General features: G+C 42.8%; 10 protein-coding genes. 7 read left to right on the forward strand and 3 right to left on the reverse strand.

The window, feature by feature from the left end; genetic code table 11:
- Positions 1-348 precede the first annotated feature (348 nt).
- From CWB80_RS19650 to CWB80_RS19670, 5 genes are read left to right on the forward strand one after another with little or no spacing between them, the layout of a single operon-like run.
- On the forward strand, positions 349-2,157 hold the full coding sequence (locus CWB80_RS19650) for a glycoside hydrolase family 3 protein (RefSeq protein ID WP_138600127.1): 1,809 nt from the start codon (positions 349-351) through the stop codon (positions 2,155-2,157).
- A 46-nt stretch (positions 2,158-2,203) separates the two neighbouring features.
- On the forward strand, positions 2,204-3,001 hold the full coding sequence (locus CWB80_RS19655) for a putative hydro-lyase (protein ID WP_054553389.1): 798 nt from the start codon (positions 2,204-2,206) through the stop codon (positions 2,999-3,001).
- A 6-nt stretch (positions 3,002-3,007) separates the two neighbouring features.
- Positions 3,008-3,739 carry a 5-oxoprolinase subunit PxpA gene (locus CWB80_RS19660; protein WP_138600154.1) on the forward strand — a complete coding sequence of 244 codons (732 nt, stop codon included), beginning with the start codon at positions 3,008-3,010 and terminating at the stop codon, positions 3,737-3,739.
- On the forward strand, positions 3,724-4,587 hold the full coding sequence (locus CWB80_RS19665) for a glutamate cyclase domain-containing protein (protein WP_138600126.1): 864 nt from the start codon (positions 3,724-3,726) through the stop codon (positions 4,585-4,587). Before CWB80_RS19660 ends, CWB80_RS19665 begins: the two co-directional genes overlap by 16 nt.
- A 2-nt stretch (positions 4,588-4,589) precedes the next feature.
- Positions 4,590-5,447, forward strand: a complete 858-nt coding sequence (locus tag CWB80_RS19670) for an aminotransferase class IV (protein WP_138600125.1) — start codon at positions 4,590-4,592, stop codon at positions 5,445-5,447.
- A 49-nt stretch (positions 5,448-5,496) separates the two neighbouring features.
- On the opposite strand, the gene CWB80_RS19675 is transcribed toward CWB80_RS19670, so the two are convergent.
- The 3 genes from CWB80_RS19675 to CWB80_RS19685 form a co-directional block, all read right to left on the reverse strand.
- On the reverse strand, positions 5,497-6,477 hold the full coding sequence (locus tag CWB80_RS19675; RefSeq protein ID WP_138600124.1) for a WD40 repeat domain-containing protein: 981 nt from the start codon (positions 6,475-6,477) through the stop codon (positions 5,497-5,499).
- Between the two features lie 197 nt (positions 6,478-6,674).
- The gene (locus tag CWB80_RS19680; RefSeq protein WP_138600123.1) at positions 6,675-6,935 is read right to left on the reverse strand and encodes a hypothetical protein; all 261 of its coding nucleotides are present in this window, start codon (positions 6,933-6,935) and stop codon (positions 6,675-6,677) included.
- 514 nt (positions 6,936-7,449) lie between these two features.
- Positions 7,450-7,827, reverse strand: a complete 378-nt coding sequence (locus tag CWB80_RS19685; protein WP_138600122.1) for a VOC family protein — start codon at positions 7,825-7,827, stop codon at positions 7,450-7,452.
- Positions 7,828-7,989: 162 nt separating this feature from the next.
- Here CWB80_RS19685 and CWB80_RS19690 point away from each other — a divergent pair, with 162 nt between their 5' ends.
- Together CWB80_RS19690 and CWB80_RS23260 are read left to right on the forward strand one after the other, a co-directional pair.
- Entirely contained in the window at positions 7,990-10,011 is a 2,022-nt protein-coding gene (locus tag CWB80_RS19690; protein WP_138600121.1) for a S9 family peptidase, read from the forward strand.
- A 673-nt stretch (positions 10,012-10,684) separates the two neighbouring features.
- On the forward strand, positions 10,685-10,831 hold a 147-nt coding region (locus tag CWB80_RS23260), incomplete at its 3' end, for a transposase (RefSeq protein WP_171041561.1).

Below are 10,831 nucleotides of genomic sequence, written 5' to 3' on the forward strand. Positions count from 1 at the left end.
CGCCCCCAGGCTTGTCATATTTACGCTGATGATTATGGAATATATTATTACTTTAAATTGTACTAAAAAGCGACCCATTAAATTGATAAATTATCAACTTGCCAAGGTTTTTATCAGTATAAAGGTTTGGTTGTTTAAGCCTATTAGCCCTATTTGGTGATCTAACTTAGCTTTTTGCAGTCGGACTCAAAAACCGCTAGGGTAGCAAAAAAATACTGTATTTATATTTAAAAACCCATTAACATCAAGAATAATTTATTCTAAAAACTAAATAAGCGTTTTGCTTTGGAGCTTGCTGTGTTAAATAAGTTTGCACTATCGTCACTGGTTATCGGATTAGGATGTTTCATGCCATTACAATCATCATTTGCTGAGTCTGCATTAACTTTAAAACAACAGTTAGGGCAAAAGCTCATGCTTGACCTACGTTATTACTGCGAGCAAGACCCGGGTGAACAAAAATGCCGTACACCGGTGACAGAGCTGCCGGCCGATTTAGCGAATATCATCACTAAACATAATATTGGCGGGGTGATTTTATTTGCAGAAAATATCGATACCGTGCCGCAAGTGATCAAACTTAATAATGACCTACAAAAAGCCGCTGCTAAGTCAGAGTTAGGCTTACCGCTGTTTATTTCGATAGACCAAGAAGGTGGCCGAGTAGCCCGAATTCCTCGTGATGTTGGTACGTCGTTTACCGGTAACATGTCGATTGGCGCGACCTATAAAGAACATGGCACCCACTTCGCGACTGAGTCTGCCCGCATTATTGCCGACGAGCTATTGGCACTGGGTGTTAATGTTAACTATGCACCCACGGTTGATGTAAACATGAACCCAGATAACCCAGTTATTAACGTGCGCTCTTACGGTGAAGATCCGCAATTGGTTGCAAAACTAGGTGGTGCCCAAGTGGCAGGGTTCGAAAACAACGGCGTTATTTCATCGTTAAAGCACTTTCCGGGGCATGGCGATACCAATGTAGATAGCCACACTGGCCTGCCAAAAGTAATGCATGATAAAGAAACCATTTGGCAGCAAGACTTACCCCCTTTTAAAGAAATTATTAAAAACCAACAACCGGGTATGATCATGACTGCACATATCCAATACCCAGCCCTTGATGACAGCACGTTTGTCAGTAAAGAAGGCAAAACCATGATCAAACCTGCGACTATGTCGCGAAAAATCATCACCGACTTATTACGTAATGAACTTGGTTATCAAGGTGTGGTGATCACAGATGCCCTCGATATGGCCGGGATCAGCCACTTTTTTGAACCAATTGAAGCGGTAGTAAATACCTTTGCAGCGGGTGTTGATATTGCCCTGATGCCAATCGAAATCAGAAGCCCTAAAGACTTAGCTGTGCTTGAAGCCCTGATTGAGCGATTAGAACAAGAAGTACAACGCGGCACGTTAAATGCCAACGAAATGAGTGCTTCTGCTACACGCATTTTAAAACTTAAAGAAAAGTTTAAGCTCACTTCGTTGCTTGATGACAAAGCAGCCATCAAAAAAGCGCAGCTTTTACTCGGTGATCAAAGCCATAGAAAAGTAGAAGCCGAATTAGCATTAGCTGCTATCACCGAAGTGAAAAACGAGAAAAGCACTCTACCGCTTAGCATTAAATCGGGCAGCAAAGTGCATATTATTATGCCAGATACCCGTAAATGCTATGCTCTGCAGCAGGCGTTAATTGACAACACCGATAAGTTAATCAGCTTTAGCTGCACAAGTTTGCAAGGTTATGAGCCGCTTGCAACATTAAAAGAAATTAACGAATCGGATATAATCATTGCCGCCAATGCGTCACCAAAACAAAGTGCTGTTGAAGTCGGTGGGATGGATGACTTAGCTGACAACCCGGAGTTTGCAATTGCTAAAGCCGACCAATCTGCGGCATTAGAGTCATTGCTAAAACAAGCAAAATTAGCCCATAAGAAGACTATATTTGTAAGCTTACGTGCCCCTTACGATATTGCCCAATTCGGGAAATTTAGCGACGCTGTACTTGCTACTTATGCTTACAATATTGATGTAGATACTGATGAGAAAATTGCAGGGCCAGCTTTCACAGCGCTGGCAAAAGTATTACTAGGAAAAGCTCCTGCAAAAGGACAGCTACCCGTTACTATTAATGATCTGAACTGAGTGTTATTGTAAAACTATCAGTTAAGCATTTGGTAAGGATCGGTATATGCAAAAAAATGCATCATTAACCACTCCCGCAGCTATACGAAAAATGGTTCGCGCAGGAGATTACAGTGGTAATACATCGGGCTTTGCACCGGGCTTTGTGCAGGCTAATTTAGTCATTTTACCCAAACAGTACGCGTTTGATTTTTTGCAGTTTAGTCAAGCAAACCCAAAATCGTGCCCAATTATTGCCTCTAGTCGCTTACCGGGCGTTGCCGATATGCCAAGTGTTGGTGAAGACATTGATATTCGTAGCGATTTACCTCGTTACCGCGTCTTCAAACATGGCCAAATGGTTGAAGAAGTAACCGATATTACCCGTCACTGGCGCGACGATTTAGTCACCTTTTTAATTGGTTGCTCGTTCTCATTTGAAGAAGCGCTGATTGCCGCAGGTCTTGAAATCAGAAACATCAGCGAGCAAAAGAATGTGCCTATGTATGTGACTAATATGGCGTGTCAGAGTGCGGGAATTTTTCACGCCAATATGGTTGTGAGTATGCGCCCGATGAAACCTGCCGATGCCATTCGCGCTATCCAAATTTGCAGCCGCTTTCCAAGTGTACATGGTGCGCCAGTGCATTTTGGCGACCCTGCTGCAATTGGCATTAAAGATATTAACAAACCTGAGTTTGGTGATGCGGTGACCATTAAAGAAGGCGAAGTGCCCGTATTTTGGGCCTGTGGTGTTACTCCACAAGTCGCGATTGCCAACGCGGCTCCTGATTTTTGTATCACGCATAGTCCAGGACACATGCTGATCACTGATATTCCAAATAGTAAAATGGCAGCGTTATAAATGACGATGAAACTAAACTGTGACCTTGGCGAAAGCTATGGCATGTGGAAAATGGGCTTAGATGAGCAAGTTATGCCACATATTGATATGGCAAACATTGCTTGTGGCTTTCATGCTGGCGATGCCGATGTGATGGCAAACACCCTAGCCCTCGCCAAGCAGCACAAAATAATGGTTGGCGCGCACCCAAGTTACCCAGATAAGCAAGGCTTTGGTCGCCGCTCAATGGCAATGAGCGAAAAAGAGCTGACCAATTGCCTGCATTATCAAATTGCTGCAATTGATGGTATGGCCGCAGTACATGGTTTAACGCTCGAATACGTTAAGCCACATGGCGCATTGTATAACGACATGATGAGTGACGAGCAAACGCTGAATATTGTCATGCGCGCAGTGGCAAGTTATGCAAAGCCATTAAAATTAATGATTTTAGCTACCAACCAAGCTGCCAAACACAAAGTACAAGCAAAAGAGCTTGAACTAGAACTCATTTTAGAAGCGTTTGCCGACCGCCAATACACAGACGAAGGAAAACTTGTTGCGCGCTCTTTAGCCGGCAGTGTACACGACAAACCGGCGTTAATGGCACAGGTAAAACAGTTAGTTGCACATGGCACAGTTACAACACGAAGTGGTCAGCAGCTGGCACTTAATGCCGACAGCCTGTGTGTACATGGCGATAATGAAGCGGGTATTGCACTCATTCAAGAGATCAAAGCACTATGTCAGCAAGTCTAAGCGACGCAGCGCTCAGCCAACAAATTGAAACCATGATGGTTGAACAAAACCCGCGTGGTATGCAGCATTTATACGCAAAACAACTAACGGGGACGTATTTACGCGCGGCAAAACATCTTTATAAAGCACAAGGCACTGTGTTGATAGGTACTGGCTTTGCGGTTAACAATACTTTCGAAACCGATGGTCCGGTTGGTGCAATTGCACTTTACAAGGTACTCGAAAAGCTTGGTAAACAGCCTATTTTGGTTACTGGCAACCCCCTTTACAGTGCCCTGAAAAATGACTTTAACTGTTTTGAGCTACCTATAAATAGCATTGATAATGCACACACTTTTAGCATTAAAGCCCTTGCGCAGCTAAAACCTGAGTGTGTTTTATCAATAGAACGCCCGGGGCTTAACGAGCATCAGCGTTATTATAATATGCGCGGTATTGATATTTCGGAGCATTGCGGCTGCTTTGATTTTTTTGTGACAGAAGCACCTTGCCCCACCATAGCGATTGGTGATGGCGGTAACGAAATAGGCATGGGTAACCTTGCACAGCATATGCAAGCGCTAAACATCACTCCTTGTTTAACAACCTGTGATGAGCTGTTACTCGCCGATGTATCTAACTGGGCAGCATACGGACTCATTGCCTTTTTAAGTCGCTGGCATAACACTGATTTGTTGGCTGATATTGAGCCACTCAACATTTTACATTACCTAAGTGAGCGCGGTAGTGTCGATGGCGTCACCCATAAAAATGAGCTCACCGAAGACGGCCTGCATGCAATGCATGGTCAACAATTAATAACTCGGCTTCGCCAACTTGGCGGCTTTACGACAGAGAATGAGGTTTAACAATGGGCACGGTATACCTAAACGGTGAATACCTTGGCGCTGATGAAGCAAAGATTTCACCCATGGATCGCGGCTTCTTATTTGGCGATGGCATCTATGAAGTGATCCCATCATACCAAGGCAAAATGCTTGGCTTTGGCGCACATATTGAGCGTATGAATAACGGTTTAAACGAACTTGAAATTAAGCTCGATTACAGTGCCGATAGGTGGCGTAAAATCTGTAATGATTTATGCGAGAAAAACCAAGGTGATAATCTAGGGATTTATTTGCACGTTAGCCGCGGCGCCGACACTAAACGAGCCCACGGCTACCCAACTAATATTACCCCGACCGTATTTGCATTTGCTTTTGAAATTCCGGCAGAGCCAAAAAGCGATATCGACAATGCAACAACTTACACCGTATCACTTGAGCAAGACCGTCGCTGGCAACGTTGCCATATAAAATCAACGGCACTGCTTGGCAACGTGATCCATTACCAGCACGGTGCAGCAGCGGGCAACAAAGAAACTATTCTATTTAACCGCTTAGAAGAAATTACCGAAGCTAGTTCAAGTAATGTGTTTATTGTTAAAGATGGTGTGATCAGTACGCCACCACTTGATAACCAAATTTTACCGGGGATCACCCGCTGGTTAATCCTCAATATTCTTCACAGTTACAGTAACTTTAAAGTGCAAGAGCGCATTATTAGTAAAGACGAGTTACTTGATGCCGACGAAGTATGGATCACTAGCGCCACTAAAGAAGTTGGCCCAGTTGTAAAAGTAAATGGCAAGTTAGTTGGCGATGGTAAGCCTGGTGCAGTTTGGCAACAAGTGCAAAGCTTGTTTACCAAGCATAAGTTTGATTACTAATTTAATCGGACTCAAAAACAAACGCCTACTGCAAGTAGGCGTTTTTGTTTTAGCTTTTATTTGCTTTATAAGGCCAAGCTTGCAATAGGCCGTCACTGGTTTCTGAATATAGCTGCTTACCATCGTAAGCCACACTCAGTACTGACGTTCGCTGGCGCTGTTGTTTAGCTTCGTACTCAGCGATTAGTTCACCATCTGCAACGCGATATAAACGCATCTTCATTTTTGGCGACCCAGTTAATAGCCATTTATCTCGATTAATAAATTGCGATGCGGTGAACTCAATAAAGTTAGAGTATGAGGCCACTTCTGATAACTCTTTTTTATTGGCTAAATCAAAGAATACACGATCATCAACCGAGTCAATTGCAAAGCCCAAGCTTGCTGTTTTATTTAAAGTAACGTGATTCACTCTAGTCGCTAAACGCTCTTCAAAGCGAGTGCTGCCATCACTTGTTGACCAAAGCTTAACGTACTTGTCGCTTGAGCCGGTAAACGCCCACTGCCCATCAGCCGATAACGCCACGCTATTAATATCTAAGCGATGAATATCAAAACGCTTAGTATCACCTGTGCGAGTATTTATTACCTCAGCCTTGCCGCTACGATAAGCGATAACCAACATATCGCCTACGGCTGAAATAGCGATGTCTCTTGCGATTTCTTGCCCGGTGAGCCAAGTACCAATACTACGCCCAGTGCGAGTATTGTATAAAGTCACCGATAATCGATTTGAAATGAAAAAACGAGATTTGTTAGCGCTAAAGCCCACAAGCTCAACATGTTCAGCGCCCTGCCCTGTTATACAATCGTACAAACGCGCTTTTAACTGATTATCCCAAACGCACACCTCAGATTGGGTTGCCACTAACGCGTGACTGGCATCCTCACTAAGCGCCGTGGCATTTAGTAACTCATTGCCATGGGCAAATTCACTACTTGCAGGTGCAGTAAACACCTCACCTCCACCACAGCCCACAAGGCTCAGTGCAAATACACAAGCAAGAGGTTTAAAAAGTTTCGACGTCATGATTATTCTCAATTTTATAATTATTTTTGTATTGGCGCAGTGTAATGAAAATAAGCGGAAGTTGGTAGGGGAACTAGCTGTCAGCTTTCAGCCGTCAGCCATCAGTTTTTGTAGGCGTGAAATTTATTTCGCGCGAAGCGCTGGCAGCTGTGCGATGCAGCGGCGCGCCATGCAAGCATGGCGCCTACAAGAAACGATTATTGGTCTGTTCTGCTCACGATTTCGTAGCCTTTGGCTTCATAATCGTTGATGCATTTTTGAAATTTATTTTGAAGTTTTATTTCATCAAAAAAGCCTAGTGAGTATGCATCACACTTTACTTTCATATGTTCACTGTTTTCCAAAACCGCATTTAGTTTGAGCTCAGCAAAACCAAATTTATAGGCTAATTCTGTGAACTGTGAATACAGAACCAAAAGCAGTACAGCAAGAAGGGTAAGCGTTAGTGTATTTTTCATTTTTATTTCCTTTAAAAGTGTTGGTAAAAAGTCTGGAGCAATTATCGAACCAACAATATAACCTCATATAAATCAATAAAATGGATTATTCACGCAAAAGCATAGTTGATATTTCCACCAATAAATAGTGAAAAAGACAACTATTTCCTAAAATAAATACAACCGTATTGTGATGTGTGTTTTTAAGGTGCGAAGTATGAGATTCGAGGTGCGAAATGCGAGGACCGAGATGTGAGGTAGGAGGTGCTTTAGCGCCGAACAACAACTTCCTAATCACAGCTTAAGATTACCCTACAATTTTCTTGTAGGCGTGAAATTTATTTCGCGCGAAGAGCCGGTAGGTATGCGATGTTACTGGCGTGCCATGTGAGCATAGCGCAAAGAAGAGTTAAGAGTTACGCGGCATAAAGCTACATAAGCTAGGCCCTGTTTCCTAGAGCCTAGCGCCTGTTAACTTTCAATCTGATAGCTGACGGCTGAAAGTTTACAGCTCACTTTCCCTCGCTCACTCCCCTCACCCATGCGTAAAACAAAACACATTAAGTTTGTTACCGTCTAAGTCTCTAAAGTATCCCGCATAAAAGCCGGGCATTTCGCGTGGGCCGGGGGCACCTTCATCTGTGCCACCTAGTTCTATGGCTTTTTTATAAAAGGCATCTACTTGGGCTGGGGTGTCGACTGCCAGAGCAATCATAGTGCCGTTACCTACTGTGGCTTTTTCATCGTTATAAGGTTTGGTAACCGCAAAACCGGGCTTATCTTGGCCTGTGCTCCATGCCACAAAGCGGTCAGTTTCTAAAAAGCGCTCGGCGCTTAGAGTGGCGAACAATTCATCGTAATACTTTACTGCTTTAGCTAGGTTGTTAGTGCCTAACATGATGTAACCTATCATTGTGTGCTCCTTACGTTTAAAAGTGTCTGTACTCAACATAAAAGGGAAATGACCATCTGTCTATTGATTTCTCCATTCATCGCAATGGACTATATTTCTGATGGTTGTTACTTTATAACAGGTTAACACGCCCTAATTTCTGCTCACTAACAAGGAAATAAAATGAAGTTTAAAACGTCTTTAGCACTGCTTGCAGCAGCCAGCTTTTACAGCCATGCAGGAGCTAGCAATACCTTTCAACTTGAAAATGTTTTTGATCTTGAATACGCCAACCAAATAGAAATGACAAAAAATGGCGATACAATTTACTTTGTGCGTAATCGCATGGATATTAAAAGCGACCGTAAAGTCAGTAATATTTGGTCAGTAAACCCAGATGGTAAAACCATGCTACCGCTAACGTCTGGCGTGCATATGGATTACTCTCCGGTATTGTCACCAGATGAAACTCGTTTAGCGTTTATTTCTACCCGAGATGGTAGCAGCCAAATCTATGTAAAATGGTTAAAAACCGGTAACGTAGCAAAAATTAGTAACCTAACGCAAAGCCCTGGCGGATTAACTTGGACGCCAGATGGCAAACAATTGGTGTTTAGCCAGTTTGTGCCAGCAAAATCAGCAAGCCCAGTGTCTTTACCGGGCAAGCCTGAAGGCGCTAAGTGGGCAGAGCCAGCTAAATATATTGACGATACCTATTACCGTGCCGATGGCGGTGGCTACTCTGAAAAAGGTTATCGTCACTTTTTTATCATCAGTGCAACGGGCGGCAATGCACGTCAATTGAGTTCTGGTGATTTTGATCATGGTGGTGCTATTAGCTTTAACGAACAAGGCGATGCGTTTTATTTTTCGGCTAATCGCTATGAAGACAATGAATTACACCCAACTGAATCTGAAATCTATAAACTTAGCTTAGCGGATCGTTCAATTACCCAAATAACAGACCGTAAAGGCCCAGATTCACGCCCTAAAGTCTCGCCAAATGGTCGTTATCTAGCATACACAGGTTACGACGACAAAAAAACTAACTATGAAAATAACGACATTTATTTACTTGATTTAAAATCAGGTAAAACCTCGGTACTCACTGCTGATTTAGACCGTAGTGTCGAAGATATTAAATGGGATGATAGCGGCAGAGGTCTTTATTTTAGCTACGATAGTGAAGGTAAAACACACCTAGCTTATCAGCCGCGTAGTGGTAAACATAAGGTGATTACCTCACAGATTGGTAGTGTCGCCTTTGGTCGCCCATATTCAGGTGGTGACTTTGATGTGAGCGAAGATGGTGAAGTTGCATTCACACTTGCAGATACCCAACGTCCAGCAGATGTAGCATTAATTAAGCGTGGTAAAACGGCGCGTTTAACACAATTAAACGAAGATGCGCTGGGCGACAAAGAGCTGGCTAAGGTTGAAGAAATTTGGGTTAAATCAAGCCACGATGGCTTGGCTATTCAAGGTTGGATTGCTTACCCGCCGGGCTTTGATAAAAACAAAAAGTATCCACTTGTTTTAGAGATCCACGGCGGTCCTGTTGCAAACTACGGCCCTCACTTTAGCCCTGAAGTACAATTATACGCAGCCAAAGGGAATGTTGTGCTGTATATGAACCCACGCGGCAGTGACTCATACGGTAAAGAATTCGCGCAAACAATTCATCATAACTACCCAAGTAATGACTTTGATGACTTAATGACAGGTGTTGATGCTGTCATCAATAAGGGCTTTATTGATGAGAGTAAGTTGTTTGTCACCGGCGGTTCAGGTGGCGGTGTTTTAACTGCATGGATTGTGGGTCATACAGACCGCTTTGCAGCCGCTGTTGTTGCTAAACCTGTTATCAATTGGATCAGCTTTGTACTAACTGCTGATTTCTACCCTTTCTTTGCTGACTATTGGTTCCCAGGTAAACCATGGGACAACATTGAGCATTATATGAAGCGCTCTCCAATTAGCTATGTGGGCAATGTAAAAACACCCACTATGCTGTTAACTGGTGAATCAGACTATCGCACGCCGATTTCTGAAACCGAGCAATTTTACCAAGCGTTAAAGCTTCAAGGCGTTGATACAGCGATGGTGCGTATTCCTAATGCCTCACATCGTATTACCGCGCGCCCATCAAACCTGATGACCAAAGTCGCCTATATTCAATGGTGGTTTGATAAACATAGTAAGTAGTTGCGGGTTGCGAGCAATAGTTTAGGTGCGGCTTTATGCCGCGCCATATATAAACCATAACGCGGGATAAACCTGCTGCTATTTTCTAACTTTTGAATTTCAATCTGATAGCTGACAGCTCTCTTTTCTGTAAACCCCCTTTACAGTCAAAATATGAGTAACTCCTTACATACATTTCTCAAATATCGGACATTAATCCAAAAGCAGTTAGTAAAAAATCGGTTTATAGCCAAAATCAGTAACTTGAGTTAGTAAAAAATCGGTTTGTGCCGCTAGAAACCTAGCTTCAGTTAGTAAAATTTTGGTTTGTAAGGGTGTTGAGTTGGTAAAAAATCGGTTTATGGCTTGAGTGAGTTAATAAAAAATCGGTTTGTAAATCGCTAGATTCTACAAAACAACATTAAATTACCATTTATATGAGCCAATTTTAACCATTCTATAGGCTGTAATAAGGCAATAGGCCCTAAATTAAGGCTTATACGGCGGAGGTAGTTAAATCCTGATCTAAAATTCTTAGGCTGGTAAATGCGTGATCTGTATTTTTATAAAGCTAGTAAATGGCTGATCCAAGACTTGGTTAAAGAGTGATCCGAGATACGAGGTGCGAGATGCGAGGTGAGAGATGCGATGATCTGACTCCATAAAAGTAGACACCTTTTTGGAGTCAGTAATCATGAAAGTAAAGTCACAGCGTAGATATTCCCTCGAATTTAAAATAAAAGTCGTTCAAGAGTCGTTAGACACCACAGATACAGTTAAGATGATCGCTAATAAGTACGGTATTCATCCTGACATGCTATCAAGTTGGAGAAGTCACAGG

This window comes from Pseudoalteromonas sp. S1650, from assembly GCF_005887195.1.
In the GTDB taxonomy this organism is placed as follows: Bacteria; Pseudomonadota; Gammaproteobacteria; order Enterobacterales; family Alteromonadaceae; genus Pseudoalteromonas; species Pseudoalteromonas simplex.

Excerpts from the sequence above, each read along its gene's own strand:
- CWB80_RS19690 (WP_138600121.1), top strand. The coding sequence starts at position 7,990 with ATGAAGTTTAAAACGTCTTTAGCACTGCTTGCAGCAGCCAGCTTTTAC.
- CWB80_RS19670 (WP_138600125.1), top strand. The coding sequence starts at position 4,590 with ATGGGCACGGTATACCTAAACGGTGAATACCTTGGCGCTGATGAAGCA.
- CWB80_RS19650 (WP_138600127.1), top strand. The coding sequence starts at position 349 with ATGCCATTACAATCATCATTTGCTGAGTCTGCATTAACTTTAAAACAA.
- CWB80_RS19680 (WP_138600123.1), bottom strand. The coding sequence starts at position 6,935 with ATGAAAAATACACTAACGCTTACCCTTCTTGCTGTACTGCTTTTGGTT.
- CWB80_RS19685 (WP_138600122.1), bottom strand. The coding sequence starts at position 7,827 with ATGATAGGTTACATCATGTTAGGCACTAACAACCTAGCTAAAGCAGTA.
- CWB80_RS19665 (WP_138600126.1), top strand. The coding sequence starts at position 3,724 with ATGTCAGCAAGTCTAAGCGACGCAGCGCTCAGCCAACAAATTGAAACC.
- CWB80_RS19655 (WP_054553389.1), top strand. The coding sequence starts at position 2,204 with ATGCAAAAAAATGCATCATTAACCACTCCCGCAGCTATACGAAAAATG.
- CWB80_RS19675 (WP_138600124.1), bottom strand. The coding sequence starts at position 6,477 with ATGACGTCGAAACTTTTTAAACCTCTTGCTTGTGTATTTGCACTGAGC.
- CWB80_RS19660 (WP_138600154.1), top strand. The coding sequence starts at position 3,008 with ATGAAACTAAACTGTGACCTTGGCGAAAGCTATGGCATGTGGAAAATG.